This is a genomic window from Curtobacterium sp. 22159 (assembly GCF_052045775.1).
GTDB lineage: Bacteria > Actinomycetota > Actinomycetes > Actinomycetales > Microbacteriaceae > Curtobacterium.
In genome coordinates, this window is record NZ_JBQEPN010000002.1 from 10,133 (window position 1) to 32,618 (window position 22,486).

General features: G+C 72.6%; 23 protein-coding genes. 11 read left to right on the plus strand and 12 right to left on the minus strand.

Features of this window, described 5'->3' with window-relative positions; genetic code table 11:
* Positions 1 to 106: 106 nt before the first annotated feature.
* Both ACTJKO_RS02205 and ACTJKO_RS02210 read right to left on the minus strand, forming a co-directional pair.
* Entirely contained in the window at positions 107 to 1,438 is a 1,332-nt protein-coding gene (locus ACTJKO_RS02205) for a bifunctional o-acetylhomoserine/o-acetylserine sulfhydrylase (RefSeq protein WP_440685226.1), read from the minus strand.
* 232 nt (positions 1,439 to 1,670) lie between these two features.
* Positions 1,671 to 2,762: an acyltransferase family protein gene (locus ACTJKO_RS02210; protein WP_440685228.1), complete on the minus strand. Its 1,092-nt coding sequence runs from the start codon at positions 2,760 to 2,762 to the stop codon at positions 1,671 to 1,673.
* Positions 2,763 to 2,842: 80 nt separating this feature from the next.
* Here ACTJKO_RS02210 and ACTJKO_RS02215 point away from each other — a divergent pair, with 80 nt between their 5' ends.
* The 5 genes from ACTJKO_RS02215 (at position 2,843) to ACTJKO_RS02235 (ending at position 6,285) form a co-directional block, all read left to right on the plus strand.
* Positions 2,843 to 3,616: an SDR family oxidoreductase gene (locus ACTJKO_RS02215; RefSeq protein ID WP_440685230.1), complete on the plus strand. Its 774-nt coding sequence runs from the start codon at positions 2,843 to 2,845 to the stop codon at positions 3,614 to 3,616.
* Between the two features lie 85 nt (positions 3,617 to 3,701).
* The gene (locus tag ACTJKO_RS02220; RefSeq protein ID WP_440685232.1) at positions 3,702 to 4,247 is read left to right on the plus strand and encodes a phosphoribosyltransferase; all 546 of its coding nucleotides are present in this window, start codon (positions 3,702 to 3,704) and stop codon (positions 4,245 to 4,247) included.
* Positions 4,244 to 4,963 carry a Type 1 glutamine amidotransferase-like domain-containing protein gene (locus ACTJKO_RS02225; RefSeq protein WP_440685234.1) on the plus strand — a complete coding sequence of 240 codons (720 nt, stop codon included), beginning with the start codon at positions 4,244 to 4,246 and terminating at the stop codon, positions 4,961 to 4,963. The genes ACTJKO_RS02220 and ACTJKO_RS02225 overlap by 4 nt, the downstream gene beginning before the upstream one ends.
* A gap of 4 nt (positions 4,964 to 4,967) precedes the next feature.
* On the plus strand, positions 4,968 to 5,651 hold the full coding sequence (locus ACTJKO_RS02230; RefSeq protein ID WP_440685236.1) for a uracil-DNA glycosylase: 684 nt from the start codon (positions 4,968 to 4,970) through the stop codon (positions 5,649 to 5,651).
* Positions 5,652 to 5,661: 10 nt separating this feature from the next.
* On the plus strand, positions 5,662 to 6,285 hold the full coding sequence (locus tag ACTJKO_RS02235; RefSeq protein ID WP_440685238.1) for an N-acetyltransferase family protein: 624 nt from the start codon (positions 5,662 to 5,664) through the stop codon (positions 6,283 to 6,285).
* Positions 6,286 to 6,355: 70 nt separating this feature from the next.
* On the opposite strand, the gene ACTJKO_RS02240 is transcribed toward ACTJKO_RS02235, so the two are convergent.
* A complete protein-coding gene (locus ACTJKO_RS02240; protein ID WP_440685240.1) occupies positions 6,356 to 7,054 on the minus strand; it encodes a FadR/GntR family transcriptional regulator in 699 nt (232 codons plus the stop codon).
* A 205-nt stretch (positions 7,055 to 7,259) separates the two neighbouring features.
* On the opposite strand from ACTJKO_RS02240, the gene ACTJKO_RS02245 reads away from it, so the two are divergent.
* Genes ACTJKO_RS02245 through ACTJKO_RS02255 form a run of 3 tightly spaced genes read left to right on the plus strand, consistent with a single transcriptional unit; the run spans position 7,260 to position 10,609 of the window.
* The gene (locus ACTJKO_RS02245; RefSeq protein WP_440685242.1) at positions 7,260 to 8,783 is read left to right on the plus strand and encodes a GntP family permease; all 1,524 of its coding nucleotides are present in this window, start codon (positions 7,260 to 7,262) and stop codon (positions 8,781 to 8,783) included.
* Positions 8,780 to 9,313 (plus strand): gluconokinase, encoded by a 534-nt coding sequence (locus ACTJKO_RS02250; protein WP_440685244.1) that lies wholly within the window; start codon positions 8,780 to 8,782, stop codon positions 9,311 to 9,313. The genes ACTJKO_RS02245 and ACTJKO_RS02250 overlap by 4 nt, the downstream gene beginning before the upstream one ends.
* A gap of 27 nt (positions 9,314 to 9,340) precedes the next feature.
* The gene (locus ACTJKO_RS02255; protein WP_440685246.1) at positions 9,341 to 10,609 is read left to right on the plus strand and encodes a cytochrome P450; all 1,269 of its coding nucleotides are present in this window, start codon (positions 9,341 to 9,343) and stop codon (positions 10,607 to 10,609) included.
* Between the two features lie 9 nt (positions 10,610 to 10,618).
* Here the strand turns inward: ACTJKO_RS02255 and ACTJKO_RS02260 are convergent, their stop codons facing one another.
* Positions 10,619 to 12,283, minus strand: a complete 1,665-nt coding sequence (locus ACTJKO_RS02260; protein WP_440685248.1) for an ABC-F family ATP-binding cassette domain-containing protein — start codon at positions 12,281 to 12,283, stop codon at positions 10,619 to 10,621.
* Between the two features lie 157 nt (positions 12,284 to 12,440).
* On the opposite strand from ACTJKO_RS02260, the gene ACTJKO_RS02265 reads away from it, so the two are divergent.
* Together ACTJKO_RS02265 and ACTJKO_RS02270 are read left to right on the plus strand one after the other, a co-directional pair.
* Positions 12,441 to 13,001, plus strand: coding sequence for an RNA polymerase sigma factor (locus ACTJKO_RS02265; protein WP_440685250.1), 561 nt, complete (start codon positions 12,441 to 12,443; stop codon positions 12,999 to 13,001).
* On the plus strand, positions 12,998 to 13,852 hold the full coding sequence (locus ACTJKO_RS02270) for a hypothetical protein (protein WP_440685252.1): 855 nt from the start codon (positions 12,998 to 13,000) through the stop codon (positions 13,850 to 13,852). Before ACTJKO_RS02265 ends, ACTJKO_RS02270 begins: the two co-directional genes overlap by 4 nt.
* Before the next feature lies 1 nt (position 13,853).
* Here the strand turns inward: ACTJKO_RS02270 and ACTJKO_RS02275 are convergent, their stop codons facing one another.
* From ACTJKO_RS02275 to ACTJKO_RS02310, 8 genes are read right to left on the minus strand one after another with little or no spacing between them, the layout of a single operon-like run.
* Positions 13,854 to 14,738 (minus strand): biotin-dependent carboxyltransferase family protein, encoded by an 885-nt coding sequence (locus ACTJKO_RS02275; protein WP_440685254.1) that lies wholly within the window; start codon positions 14,736 to 14,738, stop codon positions 13,854 to 13,856.
* Positions 14,735 to 15,364, minus strand: coding sequence for a 5-oxoprolinase subunit B family protein (locus ACTJKO_RS02280; protein ID WP_440685256.1), 630 nt, complete (start codon positions 15,362 to 15,364; stop codon positions 14,735 to 14,737). Before ACTJKO_RS02280 ends, ACTJKO_RS02275 begins: the two co-directional genes overlap by 4 nt.
* Positions 15,361 to 16,119, minus strand: coding sequence for a LamB/YcsF family protein (locus ACTJKO_RS02285; RefSeq protein ID WP_440685258.1), 759 nt, complete (start codon positions 16,117 to 16,119; stop codon positions 15,361 to 15,363). The genes ACTJKO_RS02280 and ACTJKO_RS02285 overlap by 4 nt, the downstream gene beginning before the upstream one ends.
* A gap of 44 nt (positions 16,120 to 16,163) precedes the next feature.
* Positions 16,164 to 17,042, minus strand: a complete 879-nt coding sequence (locus ACTJKO_RS02290) for a universal stress protein (RefSeq protein WP_440685260.1) — start codon at positions 17,040 to 17,042, stop codon at positions 16,164 to 16,166.
* Between the two features lie 42 nt (positions 17,043 to 17,084).
* Positions 17,085 to 18,233 (minus strand): S1C family serine protease, encoded by a 1,149-nt coding sequence (locus tag ACTJKO_RS02295; RefSeq protein WP_440685262.1) that lies wholly within the window; start codon positions 18,231 to 18,233, stop codon positions 17,085 to 17,087.
* A gap of 31 nt (positions 18,234 to 18,264) precedes the next feature.
* Complete coding sequence (locus ACTJKO_RS02300; RefSeq protein WP_440685264.1) at positions 18,265 to 19,509, minus strand: arginine deiminase; 1,245 nt, start codon at positions 19,507 to 19,509, stop codon at positions 18,265 to 18,267.
* Between the two features lie 8 nt (positions 19,510 to 19,517).
* The gene (locus ACTJKO_RS02305) at positions 19,518 to 21,002 is read right to left on the minus strand and encodes a basic amino acid/polyamine antiporter (protein WP_440685266.1); all 1,485 of its coding nucleotides are present in this window, start codon (positions 21,000 to 21,002) and stop codon (positions 19,518 to 19,520) included.
* Positions 21,003 to 21,054: 52 nt separating this feature from the next.
* Positions 21,055 to 21,639, minus strand: a complete 585-nt coding sequence (locus ACTJKO_RS02310) for an HdeD family acid-resistance protein (protein ID WP_440685898.1) — start codon at positions 21,637 to 21,639, stop codon at positions 21,055 to 21,057.
* A gap of 266 nt (positions 21,640 to 21,905) precedes the next feature.
* On the opposite strand from ACTJKO_RS02310, the gene ACTJKO_RS02315 reads away from it, so the two are divergent.
* Positions 21,906 to 22,445, plus strand: a complete 540-nt coding sequence (locus tag ACTJKO_RS02315; RefSeq protein ID WP_440685268.1) for a DUF308 domain-containing protein — start codon at positions 21,906 to 21,908, stop codon at positions 22,443 to 22,445.
* Positions 22,446 to 22,486 lie beyond the last annotated feature (41 nt).

A 22,486-nucleotide genomic window follows, 5' to 3' on the forward strand; every position in this document is an offset into this window, starting at 1 on the left:
GCTGTCGTACGACAGCGACTTCGTCGTTCCGGGTCGGCAGCACGGCAGCGCCGCACCACCCGCAGCGCCGCACCACCCGCCGCGCCGCACCGACAGCGCGCCAGCGCTACGCGCGCAGCCCCTCCTGCGACACCGCCCGGGCAGCGGCGAGCCCCGCCTCGAGGTCCGCCTTGAGGTCCTCGATGTTCTCGATGCCGACCGACAGCCGGACCAGCCCCGGCGTGACACCGGTCGTCAGCTGCTGCTCCGGGGTGAGCTGCGAGTGGGTGGTCGACGCCGGGTGGATCACCAGGGAGCGCACGTCACCGATGTTCGCCAGGTGCGAGAAGAGCTGCAGGTTGTCCACGAACGCCTTGCCGGCCGAGACACCGCCCTTGAGCTCGAAGGACAGCACCGCGCCGACGCCCTTCGGCGCGTACTTCGTCGCCGCCGCGTACCACGGCGACGTCGGCAGTCCGGCGTACGCGACCGTGGCGACGTCGGGGTGACGGTCCAGCCACTCGGCGATCTCCTGCGCGTTCTGCACGTGCCGCTCGATGCGCAGCGACAGCGTCTCGATGCCCTGCAGCAGCGTGAACGCCGTGTCCGGGGAGTTCGACGCACCGAGGTCGCGGAGCAGCTGCACCCGCGCCTTGATGATGTACGCCAGCTCGTTGCCGACCGCCTGCGCGAACACGGCACCGTGGTACGACGGGTCCGGGGTGTTGAACTCGGGGAACTTCTCGGCGTGCTCCGACCACGCGAACCGTCCCCCGTCGACGATGACGCCGCCGATCACTGTGCCGTGACCGCCGAGGAACTTCGTGGCCGAGTGCACGACGATGTCCGCGCCGTGTTCGAACGGGCGGATGAGGTACGGCGTCGCGATGGTGTTGTCCACGATGAGCGGGACACCGGCCTCGTGCGCCACACCGCTCACGCCGGTGATGTCGAGGACGTTGATCTTCGGGTTGCCGATCGTCTCGGCGAAGAACAGCTTCGTGTTGGGCCGGACGGCGCGGCGCCACTCCTCGAGGTCGTCCTGGTCCTCGACGAACGTGGTCTCGATGCCGAGCTTCGCGAGCGTGTACTTGAACAGGTTGTACGTGCCGCCGTAGATCGACGACGAGGACACGATGTGGTCCCCGGCGCCGGCGATGTTCAGCACGGCGTAGGTCTCGGCAGCCTGACCGCTCGACACGAGGAGCGCGCCGGACCCGCCCTCGAGCGCCGCGATGCGCTGCTCGACGACGTCGTTGGTCGGGTTCATGATGCGCGAGTAGATGTTGCCCGGCTGGGCCAGCGCGAAGAGGTCACGCGCGTGGTCCGAGTTCTCGAACACGTACGACGTGGTCTTGTAGATCGGCGTCGCGCGGGCACCCGTGGTCGGGTCGGGCTGTGCGCCCGCGTGGACCTGCGTGGTCTCGAACCGCCAGGCGGCTGCGTCGTTCGTGCTCATCGGTGCTCCTGTCGGTGCTGTCGGTCGTCGGGTCGTCGGGTCGCCGGACGCCGGCCGGGAGGAACGGCGCGGCGTCGCGTCGCTGGTCACGGTACGCAGGTGGCCGGGCGCGCACCAGCACTCGCGCCACGCGACGTAACGGACGCCGCCGCCCCGGACGCACAGGACGCACAGGACGCGCCGGACGCGCCGGACGCGCCAGCCGTGCCGGGACGAGCCGTGCGGCCCGCCGTCACGCCGGCTCTCGACGGAACAACCACCTGACGTCCGGCTCCAGCAGCCACCGCATCCCGCGGCGCACGAACGGCTGCGCGAGGAACAGGCTCACCGCGCAGGCGATCGCGACCATGAGCAGCACGTACGGCCACGCCGAGTGCGGCCCGGCGAGCACCCCGGACTCCCGGATCGGGTAGAGCACGAACGTGTGCAGGAGGTACACGTACATCGTCGCGGCGCCGAACCGGGTGATCCAGACGGTCCGGCGGGGCACGAGCAGCAGGAACGACGCGGTCAGGAGTGCGGCGAGCAGCATGAGCCCGAACCGGACACCGCCTGCCCACCACGCGTCCTCGCCGAGACCCGAGTACGAGTCGTCGTAGAAGAACCAGTGGTGCAGGTCGAACTCCTTGAACTGCGGGATCCAGACCGCACACGCCACGCCCCACGCCGCGAAGACCGCGGCGGCGGCGATGCGCACGCGGACCACCACGCGACGGGGTGCCTCGTACCACCGGTCGAACAGCCCCCACTGCTTGACCTGCCAGCCGACCAGGAAGAACGGGAGCAGGCTGATCGCCCGCGACAGCGACAGGGTGGAGTCGACGTTGTCGAGGTACCCCACCCCGATGCTGCACACGACCGCCCAGAACAGCGGCCACCGCAGCTGCGCCAGGTACGGCAGGATCAGCCGGAAGATCCCGAGGGCGAGCAGGAACCAGAGCGTCCAGGTCGGCTGGGTCGGGTTGAACTGCTTGCCACCCTCGACGATCGCCTGCACCACGGTCCAGATCGTCTGCATGACGATGTACGGCACGACGATGTCCGTGATCGTCCGACGCATGCGCTTCGCCGTCGGGGTGTCCGCCGACGAGAAGTAGCCGCTGATCACACCGAACGCCGGCATGTGGAACGCGTAGATGAACGTGTACAGCGCGAGGGCGTGCTCGCTCGCCGGCGTCTGCCGCTGGATCGCGTGACCGATCACCACGAGCGTCACCGCCAGGAACCGTGCCGTGTCCCACATCGGGATGCGGCGGTCGGTGCGTCCGGGGTCGAGCTGCGTGGCGGGCGCCGAGGGCGCAGGAGGGGCGGCATCCGTCGTCATCCCCGGTCACGGTACCGGATCGCCATCCCGCCGGATCGGTACGGTTGTCGTGACACCCGTCCCCACCACGGAGGAAGTACATGGCACGTCGTGCAGTCGTCACCGGAGCGAGCTCGGGCATCGGGGCGGCCACCGTCCGACTGTTCCGGGAGCGGGGCTGGGAGGTGTTGGCGGTCGCCCGTCGTGCCGCGAAGCTCGAGGCGCTCGCCGCGTCCACCGGGGCCGAGGTGCTCGTGGCCGACATCACCGACGCCGAGGACGTCGCCCGGCTCGCCGCCCGCGTCGAGGAGACCGGGGGAGCGGACGTGCTCGTGAACAACGCCGGCGGTGCGTTCGGGTCGGCCAGCGTCGAGGAGTCCGACGTCGAGGACTGGCGCGCCATGTTCGAGGTGAACGTCATCGGGACGAAGCGGGTGGTGGCGGCCCTGCTCCCGCACCTGCGTCGCCGTGCTGCCGATGCGGGGAACGCCGACATCGTCACCGTGACGAGCACCGCCGGTCACGTGGCGTACGAGAACGGCGGCGGGTACAACGCCGCGAAGTTCGCCGAGCACGCCCTCGTCGCCGCACTCCGGCTGGAGCTCAACGGCGAACCGATCCGCGTGGTCGAGATCGCGCCCGGCCTGGTGAAGACCGACGAGTTCGCGCTCACCCGCTTCCGGGGCGACGAGGCGAAGGCGGCGGCGGTCTACGACAACGTGCCGGAGCCGCTCGTCGCCGAGGACGTGGCGGAGGCGATCGTGCACGCGGTCGAGCTCCCGCCGCACGTCAACCTCGACCTGGTCACGATCCGGCCGGTGGCGCAGTCGGCGCAGCACAAGCTCGCGCGCGGTCCGCTCACGCCCCGGAGCTGACCGGGTCGGACCATCCGACGGCGGCACGCGCCCGGGGTGCCCGTGCGGGTCGCGGGCGCGGGGCCGGTGCCGGTACCGTGGTCGGATGGCGATCACCAGCGACTCCGGGTCACCCGGCCAGGCTCCTTCGACCGAGACCGAGACCGTGACCGTGACGAGCGGGCCGGAGGTGCTCGGGTGGCTCGAGTTCGGTGATGCCGCGCGACTGCTCGCCAAGGACGTCCTCTCGTCCGGCTTCGAGCCCGAGGTCGTCGTGGCCGTCGCCCGCGGTGGCCTGATCATCGCCGGAGCGGTGGCCTACGCGCTCGGCACCAAGGAGTGCGGCTCGATCAACGTCGAGTTCTACACGGACGTCGAGCAGCGCCTCGACGAGCCGGTCATCCTGTCGCCGGCGCTCGACGCGCCGAGCCTCGCGGGCAAGCGCGTCCTGGTCGTCGACGACGTGTCGGACTCCGGTCGGACCCTGCGCCTCGTGGTCGACATCATCCGGAACGCCGGCGCGGACGTCCGCAGCGCCTGCCTCTACTCGAAGCCCGGCACCGTGCTCGAGCCGGACCACGTCTGGCGGCGGGTGGACGGGTGGATCACCTTCCCGTGGAGCGCCCTGGCCCCGGTGACGGCCGAGTCGTGAGCATCCACCTGGTCGGCGGGGGTCCCTTCGCCGCGTCGGACGCCGCCGCCCCGTTCATCGCCGAGGCGGCCGTCCGGTCCGCTGCGGTCGGGCGCACCGTGCCCCGCATCGGGCTGCTGTCCGTCGCCGACGCCGCAGGCTCCGGCCCCGGCTCCACGGCCGACATCGCCGAGGTCCTCGGCGGCGCGCGGCAGGCCGAGGTCCTCGTGACGCAGGTCGCCCCGGGCGAGGTCTTCAGCACGACGGTGCTCAGCGACGTCGACGCGCTCGTGGTCGGCGGCGGCGTGACCCCCCACTACCTGGACGCCGTGGCACCGCTCGTCGACCAGATCCGGCTGCTCGTCTCCGACGGCCTGCCGTACCTCGGGTACTCGGCGGGCGCGATGATCGCGGCCGACCGTGCCCTGGTCGGCGGGTGGCGCATCGGCGGCGTCGAGATCTGCCCCGAGGCGGCGTCGGAAGGGCTCGACGAGGTCGAGTTGCGCGAGGGGCTCGGGCTGGTGGACCTGACCATCGACGTGCACGCCGTCCAGGCCGGCACGCTCGCGCGGCTCATCGCGAGCGCCGAGGCCGAGTTCGTCACCGCCGGTCTCGCGATCGACGAGGACACCACGCTCGTCGTGGGCGAGGGCGCGCTCGAGGTCCGGGGGACGGGCAGCGTCTGGCGGGTCGTCTCCGGCGAGGAGTCGGTCTCGGTCGCCACGATGGGCGCGTAGGCCCGTGCAGCCCCGGCCGCTCGCCGACCTCGTCGACCCGGGGTGGGCTCGTGCCCTGGCGCCGGTCGAGGACGACGTCCACCGGATGGGCGACTGGCTCCGCGCCGAGGTGGCCGCGGGTCGGCACTACCTGCCGGCGGGCGACCACGTCCTCCGCGCGTTCACCGACCCCTTCGACGCCGTCAAGGTGCTCGTCGTCGGGCAGGATCCGTACCCGACGCCCGGTCACCCGATCGGCCTGTCGTTCGCGGTGGACCCGCACGTGCGACCGGTGCCGCGCAGCCTGGCGAACATCTACCGCGAGCTCCACGACGACCTCGGCGTGACATCGCCGCCGCACGGCGACCTGCGGGCGTGGTCGGCGCAGGGCGTCCTCCTGCTCAACCGTGTGCTGACGGTCGAGGCGGGCGCCGCTGGGAGCCACCGCGGCAAGGGGTGGGAAGCCGTCACCGACCAGGCCGTCCGTGCGCTCGTCGCCCGCGGGAAGCCGCTCGTCGCCGTGCTCTGGGGTGCGCAGGCGGGCACCGTCCGGCCGTTGCTCGGCGACACGCCGGTGGTGGCGTCGGCGCACCCGTCCCCGCTGAGCGCATCGCGCGGGTTCTTCGGCAGCCGACCGTTCTCGCAGGTCGACGCGTTGCTGCGCGCCCAGGGCGCCGATCCGGTCGACTGGTCCCTGCCGAGCGAATAGGCTCACGGACGTGCTCGAGGAGGAATACCAGCGCCGCCGTGTCCTGCCGCGGCACCTGCGCGCGCCCGTCGCTCCCGAGGCGCCCTTCACGTACACGATCCGGGCGGCGGAGCCCACCGACCTCCCCGACGTCCGTGAGATCCACACGCACTACGTCCGGAACTCGTCGGTGACGTTCGACCCGCAGGCCTTCACGTTCGCCGCGTGGAAGCGCCGGTACGACGAGATCCGGAAGCGGAAGCTGCCGTTCCTGGTCGCCGAGAACCCGTCGGGGCAGATCCTCGGCTACGCACTGGTGGACCCCTGGAACCCGCGCGATCGGTCGAACCACGTCGTCGAGGACTCGATCTACCTCGGTGCGGCCTCCGGCGGGAAGGGGCTCGGGCGCGCGCTCATGGAGGCGCTCCTCGAGGAGTGCCGCGCCGCCGGGGTGCGCGAGGTCGTGGCGGTCATCGCGGACCGCCAGGCCGAGGCGTCCATCCGGCTGCACGAACGACTCGGCTTCGAGGAGATCGGCCGGATGGGCAAGGTGGGGTACAAGTACGACCGCTGGCTCGGCACCGTGACGATGCGGCTGCGCCTGCGCGGACCGCGGCTCTTCGCGCGCGGCCGCACCGCACCCGACCGCCCCTGACACCGCGCCGATGACGGACGGGAGGCGCGCGGCGGGCCCGACCCGCGCCTCCAGGCCGACGTCGGTCCGGTCAGGCGGAGGGTGCCTCCGCGATGAACTCGTCGCGCGTGACCCGGACTAACTCGCCCGCCGCCGCCGACGCGGCTGCCGCGTCGCCGTCGACGAGCGCGCGTCCGACCGCCAGGTGGCGGGCCGCGGCGTCCCGGGTCCACCGCGTGATCGTGTCGCGTGACTCGGACGTCCGGGTCCGCAGCAGCGCTTCGACGGTGCCCGCGAAGTGCGCGAACACGGCGTTCCCGGACGCGGTGAGCAGCGCGCGGTGGAACCGGACGTCGGCCTCGAGGTAGGCGCGGCTGTCCTCGCGGGCGCAGGCGTCCGACATGTCGGTCGCGGCGTGCAGCACGGCCCGGGCGCCCGACGAACCGGCGGTGAGGGAGGCCGCGACGGGCTCCACGCCGAGCCGCAGTTCCAGGAGTTCGCGCTGCTGCACGAAGTAGGACGGGGAGGCGCCGCGCCACCGGATGACGGTCGGCGCGAGCAGTTCCCACGACGTGATCCCGAGCACCTGCGTGCCGACGCGCTGCCGCGGTTCGACGAGCCCGAGCGACTGGAGGACCCGCAGCGCCTCGCGCACGACCGACCGGGACACGCCGAACTCGTCGGCGACGGCTTCCGGTCGGACGACCGCGCCCGTCGCGAGCGACCCGTCGACGATGCGCTGCCCGAGGGTGTCGAGCACCTGGGCGTGCAGTCCGCGTGCGGTCGCCATCGTTCCTCCATGCAGTACGCGTCACGCGGCGGTGTGACGCGGTCTCCATCGAATCGGCAGACTGCTCGGGAGAGCGGGTGCCGCGCGGTGGATCGTCGTATAGTCTGATTTATCAGATTATTGACGGTTCGGCCGATCGGTGCCGGACCGTACTCGAAACGAAGGCGACGGAGCCGCACAGCGGCGGCTCCAGGAAGGGGCCCTGATGCCTCACGCTCTCCCGGCCGACGTGGCCACGGTGCTCGCAGCGGACAGCGGCGGGACCCAGACGGTCGACCCGTCCGGCCCGGTCGCGCAGCTCGTCATCGCGGCGGTGATCGGCATCGTCGTGATCATCGCGCTGATCACCTGGCTCAAGGTGCACCCGTTCATCGCGCTCACGATCGGCGCGCTCGGCGTCGGCATCGGTGCCGGTCTGGCCCCGGACAAGGCGGTCGCGAGCTTCGGCACCGGGTTCGGTGCGACGATGACGAGCGTCGGCATCCTGGTCGGCCTCGGGTCGATGTTCGGCAAGATGCTCGTCGACTCCGGTGCTGCCGACCGCGTCGTCGACACGCTCGTGCGGCGTTCGTCGAAGGCCGCGCTCCCGTGGACGATGGCCCTCATCGGTGCGCTGATCGGTCTGCCGATGTTCTTCGAGGTGGGCCTCGTCCTCCTCATCCCGATCATCGTGCTCGTCGCGAAGCGCAGCTCCGTCCCGATCATGAAGATCGCCGTGCCGGCGCTGGTCGGCCTCTCCACGATGCACGCGTTCGTCCCGCCGCACCCCGGCCCGCTCGTCGCGATCTCGACGGTCGGCGCGAACCTCGGCACGACGCTCGCGTTCGGGATCGTGCTCGCGATCCCCGTCATCGTCCTCGCCGGCCCGCTCTTCGCGCGCTTCGCCGCTCGCTGGGTCGACATCCCCGCCCCGGACATCTTCGGTTCGCGGGACGGGTCCGGTCAGCAGGACCCCGCCCACGAGGGCCGGGAGGCGCGGCGCGGCCCCGCCACGCAGGACACCGCATCCCTGCCCCACGGCAAGAGCGACTTCACCCGCGTCATCAGCGAACCGCGCAGCCCGTCCTTCACCGTCGCGCTCGTCGGCATCCTGCTGCCGGTGGTCCTCATGCTCGCCCAGGCCGTCCGCGAGGCGACCGTCCCGGACGCTTCCGGCTCGTGGGTCAGCGTGCTCGACTTCCTCGGCACGCCGATGATCGCCATCGGGATCGCGGCGCTCTACGCGATGGTCTTCTTCGCCATCGGCGGCGGCATGGACCGCTCGGCCGTGTCGAGGTCCCTGGAGAGCGCGCTGCCGCCGGTCGCCGGTGTGCTGCTCATCGTCGGCGCCGGCGGTGGGTTCAAGCAGGTCCTCATCGACACCGGGATCGGTGGGGTCATCGCCGACGCGGTGAAGGACTCCGGGGTCTCCGTGCTGCTCGTCGCCTGGGTCGTCTCCGCGCTCGTCCGCGTGGCCACGGGTTCGGCGACCGTCGCGACCGTGACCGCCGCCGGCATCATGGCGCCGATCGCACACGACCTGTCCTCGCCGATGACGTCGCTGCTCGTGCTCGCGATCGGAGCCGGTTCCGTCTTCCTGTCGCACGTGAACGACGCCGGGTTCTGGCTCGTGAAGGGGTACCTCAACACCACCGTCGGGCAGACGTTCAAGACGTGGACGATGCTCGAGTGCCTCATCTCGGTGTTCGGCCTGCTCGGGGTCCTGCTCGCCGGGGTGTTCATCCATTGAGCGCCGCAGTCGTGCCCGACGCCCGGGTGCTGGTCGTGATGGGCGTCTCGGGATCGGGGAAGTCGACCGTGGCGGCGATGGTCGCCGAGCAGCTCGGGTGGGACTTCGCCGAGGGCGACTCCATGCACCCGCAGGCGAACGTCGACAAGATGCACGCGGGCACCCCGCTGACCGACGAGGACCGCTGGCCGTGGCTCGACGTCGTCGCCGAGTGGATCCGCACGCACCTGGAGACCGGTGCGCCCGGAGTCGTGACGTGTTCGGCGCTCAAACGGTCCTACCGTGACGTGCTCCGCCGGCCGGGGGTCGTGTTCGTGCACGTGGCCGGTTCGGGCGACCTCATCGAGGACCGGATGAGCCAGCGCTCCGGCCACTTCATGCCGACCTCGTTGCTGGCGTCCCAGCTCGCCACGCTCGAACCGCCGCAGCCGGACGAGGCGCACATCACGATCGCCGCCGACCGGACACCCGAGGAGGAGAGCGCCGAGGTCGTCGAACGGCTCGCACTGCAGGCGCTCCCGAGAGCCTGATCGGGCGACGACCGGCAGCATGGCGGCATGCCGATCGACGACTCCCTCTCGCTCCTCACCCGCGGCTACGGGTTCGGCGCCCACCTCTGGCGCCGGACCCGTCCCGGGGCACGTGCGGTCCCGCTCCGGCTGCTCGGGAAGCGTGCGCTCCTGGTCCGGGGCCGCGAGGGAGTCGAGCTCTTCTACGACGGCGCACGGACCGCTCGTCACGGCGCGATGCCGGCGATCGTGCAGCGCACCCTGTTCGGCGTCGGCTCGGTGCACTCCCTCGACGGCGCGGCGCACCGTCACCGCAAGGCCACCTTCGTCGACGTCGCGTACGAGGACGAGCAGGTCCGGAGGCTGACGCCGCTCCTCGCCCAGGAGTGGCTCGGGGAACTCGCCGAGTGGACGGAGGGCGGACGACGATCCGCCTACGACGCCGCCGTCGGCGCGATCGGCCGGGCGGTGATGCGGTGGGCGGGACTGCCGGGGACGGCGGACGCGAAGACCCGCTGGGCGGCGCGGCTCGCGCGGATCGTCGACGGCTTCGGTGTGCCGTACTCGCCGGAGTTCCTGCTCGCCGTGCTCGACCGACACTGGTCGGACCGCCACGCTGCACGGCTCGTCGAGGCGGTCCGCAGCGGACGACTCACACCCGACCCGGGCACCGCGTTGCACGAGTGGGCGTGGCACCGTGACGGGTCGGGTGCGCTCCTCCGCCCACGGCTCGCCGGCATCGAGCTGCAGAACAGCATCCGGCCCGCGATCGCCGTCGCCCGCTTCGTCGCGTTCGCGGCGAAGGAGCTGCACGACCGCCCGGAGTGGCGTGACCGGATCGCGGAGGAGACCGCCGCGCGTGGAACGCCCGTCGACGGTCCGCTCGCGGTGGCGTTCGCGCAGGAGATCCGTCGCACCGCGCCGTTCGTGCCGCTGCTGCCGGCGTGGGCGACCGCGGACGTCGAACTCGACGGCCGACGGCTGCCCGCCGGTGGCCGGGTGCTGCTCGACGTCCTCGGCACCGACACCGACGACCGATCCTGGGACCGTGCGGCGGCGTTCGACCCGTCCCGCTTCCTCGACGTCGACGACTGGGAGTCGATCCCGACGTTCGTCCCGCACGGCGGAGCGGACGTGGCGACCGGCCACCGGTGCCCGGGGGAGAAGGTCGCGGTCGCCGCGCTGGCTGCCGGGGTCGCCGTGCTCAGCGATCCCCGGGTGCGGATCGACGACGAGGGGCTCGAGGTCGACCGGCGGCGGCTCCCGACCATGCCGGCGTCCGGCGGGCGGGTCCGCGGTGGGTGCCCGTTCCACTGACCGCCTTGGTCAGCGTTCGGTGACCCGTCCCGCTTCCACCCGCCACTGTCGGTCGAGCCGCACGGTCTCGAGCATGCGACGGTCGTGGGTCACGAGCAGCAGGGTGCCGTCGTAGGTGTCGAGGGCCTGTTCGAGCTGCTCGATCGCGGCGAGGTCGAGGTGGTTCGTCGGCTCGTCGAGCACGAGGACGTTCACCCCGCGTGCCTGCAGGAGCGCCAGCCCCGCGCGGGTGCGTTCCCCGGGCGAGAGCGCACTCGCGGGGCGACCGACGTGGTCCGCCTTGAGCCCGAACTTCGCCAGCAGGGTGCGCACGTCCGCCGTCGTGTACTCGGGCACGAGCGCTTCGAACGCGGCGGCGAGGGGCTGGTCGGAGGTGAACGCCGCGCGCGCCTGGTCGATCTCGCCGACCGCGACGCTCGACCCGAGGGACGCGGTGCCGCTCGTCGGTGCCTGGGTGCCGAGCAGCGCGCGGAGCAGGGTGGACTTGCCGGCACCGTTCGGCCCGGTGATGCCGATGCGGTCGCCGCCGCTGACCTGCAGCGAGAGCGGACCGAGGGTGAAGTCGCCCTGCACGAAGGTGGCGTCGGAGAGCGTAGCGACCACCGACGACGACCGCGGTGCGCTGCCGATCGTGAACTCGAGCTGCCACTCCTTGCGGGGCTCCTCGACCTCGTCGAGCCGGGCGATGCGTGACTCCATCTGCCGGACCTTCTGCGCCTGCTTCTCGCTCGACTCGCTGGCGGCACGGCGGCGGATCTTGTCGTTGTCCGGGTTCTTCCGCATCGCGTTCCGGACGCCCTGGCTCGACCACTCCCGCTGGGTCCGGGCGCGGGAGACGAGGTCGGCCTTCGTCGCGGCGTACTCCTCGTAGGCGTCGCGCTTGTGCTGCCGGGCGATCTCGCGCTCCTCCAGGTAGGAGTCGTAGCCGCCGCCGAACAGCCGGTTCGAGGACTGCGCGAGGTCGAGCTCGAGGACCGCGGTCACGGAGCGCGCGAGGAACTCGCGGTCGTGGCTGACGAGCACGACACCGCCGCGGAGCCCGCGGACGAACGCCTCGAGCCGGTCGAGGCCGTCCAGGTCGAGGTCGTTCGTCGGCTCGTCGAGCAGGACGACGTCGAACCGGGACAGCAGCAGTGCGGCGAGCCCGACCCGCGCCGCCTGACCGCCCGACAGCGACGTCATCAGCGAGTCCGGTCCCACGCCGCCGTCGTCGGTGCCTGTGGCGAAGCCGAGCTCGGCGAGCACCACCGGGATCCGTTCGTCGAGGTCCGCCGCTCCCGACGCCAGCCACCGCTCGAGCGCGGCGGAGTACGCGTCCGCAGCCGCGTCGCCCGCGTCCGGGTCGCCGAGCGCCTCCGCCGCACGGTCCATGGCGGCGGTCGCGTCGGCACACCCGGTCCGACGGGTGATGAAGGCGGCGACGGTCTCGCCGGCGACGCGCTCGTGCTCCTGGGGGAGCCACCCGACGAAGGCGTCGACGGGGGCGAGCGACACCGTCCCGGCGAGCGGTTCGTCCACGCCGGCGAGGAGCCGCAGCAACGTCGACTTGCCGGCACCGTTCACCCCGACGACGCCGATCACGTCGCCCGGGGCGACCGTGAGGTCGAGGGAATCGAACAGCGTGCGAGCGGCGTACCCGCCGGCGAGGCCCTTGGCGACGAGCGTGGCGGTCATGCCCCCATCGTCCCATCCCGTGGGCGGCCCGACGTCCGCCGGCGCGGGGGACGTCGACGTGGGGCGGACGGGAGGCGCGGTGCGGGCCCGCACCGCGCCCGGCGTCCATCAGGATGGCGGGATGGAACCGACGGGGGCGTCCCGGACACTGCAGGGTGTGGACAGATCGGACTGGGCGATGGCGCTCGAGGGTGACGGCGAGGCGTTCGGGCGGGTGTTCGACCGGCACCGGCACCGGGTGCAGCGGCACTGCATGCGGCTGGTGCCGGTGGGGACGGACGCGGCGGACTCGGTCGCGATCGTGTTCCTCGAGGCGTGGCGGAACCGAGCGCGCGTGCGACTCGTCGACGGGTCGCTCCTGCCGTGGTTGCTCGTCACGGCGACGAACGTGGCGCGGAACCAGACCCGCGCGGCACGTCGCTACCGGGCCGCGCTCGACCGACTGCCACCACCCGAGCCCGTACCGGACCACGCGGACCACGACGACGACGGTGAGGCGATCCGGGCGCTGCGGACGCTCGCCCACCGCGACCAGGAGATCATCACGCTGTCCGTCCTGGAGGGCTACAGCGAGCGCGAGATCGCCGCGACGCTCGGCATCGCACCGGGCACGGTGAAGTCCCGACTGTCGCGTGCACGTGCCCGGCTGGCGGCAGCGCTCACCCCGGGCACCACCATCACGACACCGGTCGTCGAACGGAACGGAGTACGGCCATGAACAAGATCACGGACACGAACGAACGCGACCGGGCGGTGCGGGCACTGCTCGTCGACACGGTCGAACGGACGTCCGGACGGCGTCGTCGACACCTCGGCACCGTCGCCGGAGCCATCGCGTGCGTGCTCGGCGGCGCCGCGGTCGGTGGTGCCGTCACCGCGGCGGCGAGCCCCGACCCGGCCGCGATCGAGGCGCAGAGCCGGGCCGCGGTCGTCGTCCACGGCGCCGGTCCCTCGTACCGGACCGTCGTCGGAACGCCCGTGGGGCGTGTCGGCTCGGCGGACGAGACGATCACCGTCGGGACGCCGCCGCGGGGCGCCGACACGTTCGTCTGGGTCGCCACCTGCCGGACCGGGAACGGCGTGCTCGAACAGACCGTGTCCGGGCGGCCCCGCTCCTCGTCGTCGTGCACCGCGGGGTCGACGACGTCCGACTCCCGTCGCGCCACCGACATCGCGGGCCGCACCGTCCACATCACCGTCCACGGCGACCTCGGGTGGACGCTCTCGTACGGGTGGCTCCGGACGCCACCCGTCCCGAGGGCCAGCGCGGCCCAGGACGAGGCGATGGAGGACGGGATCGTCACACGGAGCGAGTACCTGGCCGCGTTCGACCGCTTCCAGGGGTGCATGACGGCGCGCGGGGCGTCGCTCGGACGGATCCCGACGTCATCGCTCTTCGTGGCGTTCGGCGCGTCCGACGTGTACACGCTCGACTGGTGCACCGCCTCGGAGTTCGACGCGGTCGACACGACGTGGCAGGCCGAGCACCCACTGCCGGCGGGCGCGGACGCCGGCTCGTGGGGTTCGCAGCCGTACGACCCGGCAGCCGACCCCCGGTACGCGGGGTGAGTCAGCCGACGACGCGGAACCGGACCGCGTCGCCCGGGCGGAGCTGCGCGGCGCGGTCCACGGCTGCCGGAGTGAGCACGGCGACGACCGGGTAGCCGCCCGTGACCGGGTGGTCGGCGAGGAACAGCACGGGGTGCCCCTCGGGCGGGACCTGCAGTGATCCGGTCTCGACGCCCTCGCTCGGCAGCTCTCCGGCGACCGCGCGGACGAGCGGTCGTGCGGCCGTCGTGCGGACACCGACCCGGTCGCTGTCCGGCGTCACGTGGTGGTCCTGGTCGGTGAGGACCGTGCGCCACTCCGGCGTGAACCAGTCGTCGCGGGGACCGGCGACCGCCTCGAGCACCACCGGTTCGCCCGGAACGGGGAGGAGTGGCGGTGCGACCGCGTCGACGAGCGGCCAGGAGCCGGCAGCGTCCCCGACGGGCAGGAGGTCCCCGACGGCGACCGGCGGGGGACCGAGGCGCGCGAGCGAGTCCCACGACCGGCTGCCGAGCACCGGCTCGACCGCGAGCCCGCCCCGAACCGCCAGGTACGACCGGAGTCCGGCGGTCGCGGTGCCGATCCGGAGCACGTCGCCCGGAGCCAGGGTGAGCACCTCGTACGCGGCGGCGCCCCGGACCCGGCCGTCCGCACGCTCGAGCGTGACCGGGCAGGGTGCGCCCGTGACGGCGGCGACCACGTGCGCGTCCGAGCGGAGCGTGACGGAGCCGAGCAGCGCCTCCAGGACGGCCGCTTCCGGACGGTTGCCGACCAGGCGGTTCGCCAGGGCAGCCGCTCCACGGTCGGCGGCGCCCGCCGTTCCGAGGCCCGTGTCGCTGAAGCCGGCACGACCGAGGTCCTGGACGGAGGTCCCGGGGCCCACCTGCACGACGGTCAACGCGCTCATGCCGCTCCGACGTCGACGAACCGGACCAGGGTGCCGGCGGGCGCGAGTGCCGGCGGGTCACGGTCCACCGACCACATCGGGACGTCCGTTCGGCCGATGAGCTGCCACCCTCCCGGAGAGGTGCGCGGGTACACGGCGCTGAACCCGCCCGCGAGCCCGACACTGCCGCTCGGAACGGCCGTGCGCGCCGTGCTCCGCCGGGGGACGTCGAGCAACGGCGCCGAGCCGGTGAGGTAGCTGAAGCCCGGGGCGAAGCCGCAGAAGGCGCTCGTCCACACCTGACCGGTGTGCCAGGCGACGAGCGCGACCGGGGTCGTCCCGGCGAGCCGGGCCACCTCCTCGAGGTCCTCGCCGTCGTACGTGACCGGGACGACGACGGCCTCACCGCTGCCGGACGGGCCGACCTCCCGCGGGCGCACGTCGGCGAGCGCGGCGCGGAGCCGCACGGCGTCCGTGGCGCGCGGGTCGAAGCGGACGAGGAGCGTCCGCGCGCCGGAGACCACCTCGGTGACCCCCGCGATCGCGGTCGTCGATCGCAGACCCGCGCGGAAGGCGACCGCCTCGGCGAGGGACCCGAACGTCAGCATCAGGGCCGAGGTCCCCGCCGTCCGGACGTCGAGGCTCATGCGAACGGGGCGACCGCGACGCGGTTCCGGGTGAGGAGCGCCCGGATCGCACGCGCCATCGCGACCGCGTCGGGTGTGTCGCCGTGCACGCAGACCGAGTCCGCGCCGACCGGGACCTCGGACCCGTCGACGGCGGTCACCGTGCCGTCGGTCACCATCCGCAGCACCCGTTCCGCGATCACGTCCGGGTCGTGCAGCACCGCGCCCGGACGGCTCCGGGAGACGAGCGACCCGTCCGGTTCGTAGGCGCGGTCGGCGAACGCCTCGCCGACGGCGCGCAGTCCGCGGTCGGTCGCCGCGCGGAGCAGCTCGGAGCCCGGCAGCGCGAGGAGCGTCAGCGTCGGGTCGACGTCCGCGACGGCACGCGCCACCACCTCGGCCTGCACCGGGTCCGCGCACGCGGTGTTGTACAGCGCGCCGTGCGGCTTCACGTACCGCACTGCCGTGCCCGCGACCCGGGCCGTGGCGACGAGGGCGCCGAGCTGGTGGACGACGTCGGCGTACAGCTCGTCCGGAGTCACCTGCACCGGCCGACGTCCGAACCCCACGAGGTCCCGGTAGGCGACGTGCGCGCCGACCGTCACACCCCGCTCGGCAGCGGCGCGGCAGGTGGCGAGCATGATCGACGGGTCGCCGGCGTGGGCTCCGCAGGCGATGTTCGCCGAGGAGACGACGTCGAGCATCGCCTCGTCGTCACCCATCGTCCAGGCGCCGAAGCCCTCGCCGAGGTCGCTGTTGAGGTCGATCGTCGTCACGTCGCCAACCTACCGGCACGCACGGAACGGTGCGGCTCCGCGGGTCAGGGGCGGTGGACGAGCACCGGGCACGTCGCGTGCTGGGCGCACTCCTGCGTGACCGAGCCGACGAGCAGTCCGCGGAACCCGCCGAGGCCGCGACTGCCGAGCACGAGGAACGACGCGTCGCGCCCCGCCTCGAGCAGGACCTCGGCGGGGCGTCCCTCGATCAGCTCCGACTCGACGTCGACGTCGTCGTCGATGACGTCGTCGGCGGCGTCGAGCGCTGACGATGCCGTCGCGAGTGCGTCCTGCTCCGGGGACCAGTGGTCGAAGGGGGGTTCGTCCCGGTTGAGTGCGTCCGGCCATTGCCAGGTGGTGATCGTCCGGACCGGGAGTCCGAGACGGCGGCCCAGGGTCACCGCGAAGCGGAGCGCTCGACCGGACTCGGGGGAGCCGTCCACCCCGACGACGATCGGTCTGCGGGGTGCGTCCGCGTCGGCCGTGGTCGTGTCGCCCCGGTCCACGAGCACGGGACAGGTGGCGTGCTGGATGCAGGCGGTGCTGACGGACCCGAGGAGGAGTCCCCGGAACCCACCACGTCCACGGCTGCCCACGACGAGCAGTCGGGCGGCGTCTGCAGCGGCGAGGAGCGTCTCGGCCGGACCGCCCTCGACCGTGCGGGTGCGGACGTCGACCCCGAGCGACGCATGCCGTCCGATGATCTCGTCGGCGTGCCGGCGGATCTCCTCAGCGTCGTCGTGCGGCGACCAGGTGTTCGCCACCGGGAGGGTGCTCCACGTCAGCGGCCAGCGCCACGAGGTGACGACCTCGACCGGGCTGCTGAGCCGCTCGGCGAGGACGAGGGCCCGTTCGAGCGCCGCGACCGCGGGGTCGGAGCCGTCGAACCCGACGACGATCGGTCCGGTCTCTGTCGTGGTCATGTCGTTGTCCGTTCTCTTCGTGGTGCAGGGTCGGTGTGCCGGTCACGTCGTCGGTGCGGCGCGGAGCGCGATCCGGGCCTCGTGCTCCGCGCCGTCCCGGCGGTACGTCACGCGGACGACGTCCCCCACATCCCGTGTCGCCTCGAGATGGGCGATGGTGTCGGGGTGCAGGGAGCCGACGTCCTCCACGCCGGTGACGACGTCGCCGGGCCGCAGCCCGGCACGATCGGCCGGGCCGCCCGCGGCCACGGCGGTGAGCTGCAGGCCGACGGCGACGGAGCCGTCCGCCTGGTGCAGGGCGACCGGCGCGGTGCTGATCCCGACCGTCGGGTGGGCGACGCGTCCGTCCCGGAGCAGTGCCTCGGCGACCGGACGGGCGACCGCCGCGGGCACGGCGAACCCGATGCCGACGCTGCCGCTGCTTCCGCCGCCGGCGCCGGGCACGGTCGCGATCGCGGTGTTGATCCCCACCAGGTGACCCGAGCAGTCGACGAGCGCCCCTCCGGAGTTGCCGGGGTTGATCGAGGCGTCGGTCTGGATCGAACCCGTCAGGACCGTGCTGCCCGTGCCGTCGCCGGTCGGGACGGGCACGTCCCGTCCGAGGGCGCTCACCACGCCCGTGGTGACCGTGCCGGACAGACCGAGCGGCGCTCCCAGCGCGACGACCGGTTCACCGACGACGAGGCCGTCCGACGATCCCCACGGCAGTGCCGGCAGGCGACGCCCTCCGTGGGTGCGCAGCACCGCGAGGTCGGTCCGGGGATCACGCCCGACCACCGCCGCGTCGAGCTCCGTCCCGTCGTCGAGCCGGACGGTCACCGTGCCGTCAGCGCCCGCGGCGACCACGTGGTCGTTCGTCAGGACGATGCCGGACCCGTCGATGACCTCGCCGCTGCCCGACCCACCGTCGCCACCGTCCCCGCCGACCTCGATCGTGACCACGCTGGGCAGCACACGCCGCGCCACCTGCGCCGCGTCGCACGCCGCCGCACGGCCGACGGTCGCCCCGCCCGTCCCGCTGCGTGCACCGCCGCCGGTGGTGGCGCCGACCCAGCCGGCCAGCGCCCCGACGGCCACGACCACGACGACCCCGCCGACGACCGCCGTCCACCACCCCGCCCCGTCGCGGCGCGATCCGGAGGTCGGGCGGCCTCGGGGCCGCTCGACGTCGTCGTCGGCAGGGGCGGTCATGCCGGCAGGGGATCACGGAGGAGCGGGCACGTCATGCAGTGCCCCCCCCGCCCCGACCGCGACCCAGCTCGGCGCCGCGGATGGTGAGCACCTCGATGCCCGCCGCCTGCAGCAGGTCGTTCGTCAGCGTGTTCCGGTCGTACGCGTACACCACCCCCGGTTCGACGGCCACGACGTTGTTGGCGCTGTCCCACTGCTGCCGCTCGGCGGCGTGGTCGTCGCCCCCGGTGTCCACCACCCGCAACCGTCCGACGCCGAGCGCGTCCGCGACCACGTCGATGAACGGACGGGACTCGTCGGTCACGTCCACGGTCCCACCCACGCCGGGCCGCAGCGTGAAGGCGTGCACGTGGTCGACGATCGCGCGGTACACGGTGACGACGTCCCGGTCCGCGAAGGTCAGCACGGTGTCGAGGTGCATCGCCGCCCGCAGCTTCGGCATGCCCGCGACGACGACGCGCTCGGCCTCGCCCCGCTCGAACAACGCCGCCGCGACCTGCGTGATCGCCTGCCGCGACGTCCGCTCGCTCATCCCGACGAGGACCACCCCGCCCCCGACCGGCAGCACATCGCCGCCCTCGATCGTCGCGAGTCCCCAGTCGCGCTCCGGGTCGCCCCAGACCAGCCGGTCGAGGGCCGGCGCGAACGACGGGTGGAACGTGTACACCGCCTGCATGAGCAGGGTCTCGTCGTGGCGCGCCGGCCAGAACAGCGGGTTGAGGGTGAAGGCGCCGTTGATCCAGCACGTGGTGTCCCGGGTGTACAGCATGTTCGGCAGTGGCGGCATGAGGTAGTCGGACGCCGAGGCGTCGCCGTGCAGTCGGAGGAGGTCCGGGCGCTCGCCGGGGTCGAGGTCCTCGACGTCCAGGCCGCCGATGAGCACGTCGGCGAGCTCGCGGTCGCCGTACCCGTCGAGGTGGGCCAGGGTCGCGTCGACGAGGAGGGGGCCGACCTCGTTCGGGGTGACCTTCCGCTGCAACAGCCAGTCGCGGGCTCCGGGGACCGCGAGGGTCTCGGCGAGCACCTGGTGGAGTTCGAGCACCTCGACGTCACGGGACCGGAGGCTGTCCACGAACTCGCGGTGGTCCTCCTGGGCGTTCTCGACCCAGAGGACGTCGTCGAAGAGCAGTGCGTCGTTGTTGCTCGGCGTGAGCCGTCGGTGCGCCAGACCCGGCTCGCAGACGAGGACCCTGCGGAGTCGGCCGACCTCGGAGTACGCGCCGAACGTCGGCGACGCGTCCGGGTCCGGTCCGGGGGACGTGGTGTCGGTGGGCATGGTGCCTCCTAGAGCGAGATGGATCCGGTGACGAGTCCGATGAGCGCGACCACGGCGCCCGTGATCGCGACGATGCAGAGCACGACCTCCCACCGGGTGAAGACCTGGAGGCGCCGCTCACGTCGCGCGACGACGTACAGCACGGTCGCGGGCGCGTAGATGAGGAAGGACAGCAGCAGGTACTGCGGACCCGCCGCGATGACGAGGAAGACCGTGTACACGACCGCGACGAGGGCCGCCACGAGCTGCCCGCGGCTGAGCGGGCTGCCGCCGGTGGGCGGCGCGTCGCCGTGCGCGCCGCGCGACCACCTCGGCACGCCGAACTGCACGGCGTACAGCGCCGTGAGGAAGTACGGGATGAGGGACAACGAGCTGCACAGCTCGAGCATCGACGTGAGTGCGTCGTCGGAGAACATGGTGATCACGAGGAAGACCTGGATGAGGCCGCTGGTGAACAGGAGCGCCATCCACGGCGTCCCGTGGCGGTTCACGACCGTGAGGAACCGTGGGGCGTCCTCCTGCCGAGCGGCCTCGAACAGGACCTCGCTCGACATGAGCGTCCACGCCAGGTAGGCGCCGAGCACGGAGACGACGAGTCCGACGTTGATGAGGACGGCACCCCACGTCCCGACCACCTCACCGAACACCCCGGCCATCGAGGGCTGCCTCAGGCCACGGAGGTCCGCGGCCGGCAGCGCGGCGAACGACACGAGCGTGACGAGCGCGAACACCGCGAGGACGCCGAGGAACCCGCTCACCGTCGCGCGTCCGACGTCCTCCCGGCGTCGGGCGTACCGGGAGTAGACCGTCGCGCCCTCGACGCCGAGGAAGACGAACACCGTGATGAGCATCGTGGAGCGGACCTGCGAGAACAGCTCGGCGGCGCTCGGTTCGGCACCGCCCCAGAGGTTGAGCCGGAACGTCTCCCAGTGCGTGCCGACCACCGCACCGACGATGACGAACAGCAGGATCGGCACGAGCTTGGCGATGGTGACGATCGTGTTGAGCACTGCGGCGTTCCGGGTGCCGCGGAGGACGAACAGGTGGAACGCCCAGAGCATCGCCGAGGTGACGACGACGGAGAGCAGCGTGTCGCCCTCGCCGAACGCCGGCAGCACGGACCCGAGGGTCGAGCCGATGAGCACCCAGTAGGTGACGTTCCCGACGCAGGCGCTCGCCCAGTACCCGAACGCGGAGAAGAAGCCGACGTAGTTGCCGAAACCCGCCTTCGCGTAGGCGAAGATGCCGGCGTCGAGGTCCGGGCGGTGCGTGGCGAGCGCCTGGAACACGAAGACGAGCATCAGCATCCCGACACCCGCGACGACCCAGGCGATGACCGTCGCGACCACACCGGCACCGCTGGCGAAGTTCCGGGGGAGCGAGAACACGCCCGCGCCGACCATCGACCCGACCACCATCGCGGCGAGTGCGACGACCGACAGGGACCGATCCCCCTCGGCGGTGCGCGCCGCTTCTTGTTCCTCCACGGTCATCTGAGCCCCCTCGACGATGCGCGATCGGGTGGTGCCGGAGTGCCGGTCGCGATCAGACCGCTGGCACGTCCGGACGGACGGCGTCCCCGGAGCCGTCGACGCGCGGCCACCGGACGGCGATCACGAGCTGGACGATCCCGGAGACGATGAGGACACTGCTGACGGCGGCGACGGCGAACACGGCACCGAGGTACGGCAGGTTGATGAGGAGCAGCCCACTGAGCATGCTCAGCACGGCCCCCGTGACCGCGAGGACACGGTGGTCCGTCGTCGGCGCGTACAGCAGCGTGATGCCCTCGAGCAGCCACGCGAAGCCGATCGTCAGCCCCAACCAGCGGACACCGACCGGTGGGTGCAGGATCGCGAACACCCCGCCCGCCAGGACGAGGACCCCGAGGACCACCAGGCCGATCCGGCGCCACGCTCCCGTACCGCCCGTGAAGGCCCGGACGAGCAGGGTGGCACCCGCCACCACGAGGTAGATGCCGAACACCCACACGACGGCGACGAGCGTCGCGTGCGGCAGGACCAGCGCCGCGACACCGGCGAGGAGCGCGACGACCCCCAGCACGCCGAACGCTGTCCGCAGTCGTCGATCCACCGGCGGCTGGTCATCCGTGCTCCGTGCGACGTCCATGACGTCCACCGACCTTCCCTGCAAGGTTCCGGAACTCACTGACTTCGGGTTGTGCTGGAAGGCCTACACCCGAACGTGCGTCCGCGTCCACTGTCGATGTGTGCACATGGACCGAGCGAACCGCCGTGCAGAGGAGTAGACGGTGCGGCACAGGGAGCAACCGGAGGACGACCATGGACGACACACCGACCTCGCCGAGCACGCCGCGTCCGCAGAACTGGTCCGCACACACACCGAGACCGGCAGCCCGACGAGCCCGCCAGGCAGTGGTCCTCCTCGTGACCGGTGCCGCGGGCTTCCTCATCGCCGTCCTCGTGCTCACCCGGCCCGCCGCCGCGCTCGACGCCGAGGTGCACCTGCTCGGTTCCTACATGGTCCTCGCCGGACTGCTCCGGATCGGCCGCGCCCAGGCAGGCGACGGCATGCCGATGCTCCGCCGGACGATCCACACCGTGCTCGGCGCCCTCGTGCTCGTCGCCGGCGTCATCGCCGTCGTCCACCCACCGGGCGCCCTCAGCATCTGGGTCTTCGTGATCTCCCTCGCCTGGTTCCTCGAAGCAGCCGTCATCCTCACCGGCTCCACCTTCTCCACCGTCCGTTCACTCACCCTCGTCGCCGCCGTGCTCTGCATCTGCATCGGCGTCGCGCTCCTGCTCTACCCGGCGATCGGCGTCCGGGCAGCGACCGCCTCCAGCGCCGTGTTCCTCGTCCTGCTCTCCGCCGCACAGCTCTTCGAGGGCATCCTCACCTGGGTCCCCCCGCGCTTCGAACCGGTGGCGGTCGAGGCCGCGCCCCGGAGCCACTGACACGCCACGCTCCGGACGAGGACGCCCCGCACGGAGAAGAC

Bases quoted from the DNA above. Each gene is read 5' to 3' on its own strand.
- ACTJKO_RS02205 (WP_440685226.1), bottom strand. From the start codon at position 1,438: ATGAGCACGAACGACGCAGCCGCCTGGCGGTTCGAGACCACGCAGGTC.
- ACTJKO_RS02210 (WP_440685228.1), bottom strand. From the start codon at position 2,762: ATGACGACGGATGCCGCCCCTCCTGCGCCCTCGGCGCCCGCCACGCAG.
- ACTJKO_RS02215 (WP_440685230.1), top strand. From the start codon at position 2,843: ATGGCACGTCGTGCAGTCGTCACCGGAGCGAGCTCGGGCATCGGGGCG.
- ACTJKO_RS02220 (WP_440685232.1), top strand. From the start codon at position 3,702: ATGGCGATCACCAGCGACTCCGGGTCACCCGGCCAGGCTCCTTCGACC.
- ACTJKO_RS02240 (WP_440685240.1), bottom strand. From the start codon at position 7,054: ATGGCGACCGCACGCGGACTGCACGCCCAGGTGCTCGACACCCTCGGG.
- ACTJKO_RS02245 (WP_440685242.1), top strand. From the start codon at position 7,260: ATGCCTCACGCTCTCCCGGCCGACGTGGCCACGGTGCTCGCAGCGGAC.
- ACTJKO_RS02255 (WP_440685246.1), top strand. From the start codon at position 9,341: ATGCCGATCGACGACTCCCTCTCGCTCCTCACCCGCGGCTACGGGTTC.
- ACTJKO_RS02260 (WP_440685248.1), bottom strand. From the start codon at position 12,283: ATGACCGCCACGCTCGTCGCCAAGGGCCTCGCCGGCGGGTACGCCGCT.
- ACTJKO_RS02270 (WP_440685252.1), top strand. From the start codon at position 12,998: ATGAACAAGATCACGGACACGAACGAACGCGACCGGGCGGTGCGGGCA.
- ACTJKO_RS02275 (WP_440685254.1), bottom strand. From the start codon at position 14,738: ATGAGCGCGTTGACCGTCGTGCAGGTGGGCCCCGGGACCTCCGTCCAG.
- ACTJKO_RS02280 (WP_440685256.1), bottom strand. From the start codon at position 15,364: ATGAGCCTCGACGTCCGGACGGCGGGGACCTCGGCCCTGATGCTGACG.
- ACTJKO_RS02290 (WP_440685260.1), bottom strand. From the start codon at position 17,042: ATGACCACGACAGAGACCGGACCGATCGTCGTCGGGTTCGACGGCTCC.
- ACTJKO_RS02295 (WP_440685262.1), bottom strand. From the start codon at position 18,233: ATGACCGCCCCTGCCGACGACGACGTCGAGCGGCCCCGAGGCCGCCCG.
- ACTJKO_RS02300 (WP_440685264.1), bottom strand. From the start codon at position 19,509: ATGCCCACCGACACCACGTCCCCCGGACCGGACCCGGACGCGTCGCCG.
- ACTJKO_RS02305 (WP_440685266.1), bottom strand. From the start codon at position 21,002: ATGACCGTGGAGGAACAAGAAGCGGCGCGCACCGCCGAGGGGGATCGG.
- ACTJKO_RS02310 (WP_440685898.1), bottom strand. From the start codon at position 21,639: ATGGACGTCGCACGGAGCACGGATGACCAGCCGCCGGTGGATCGACGA.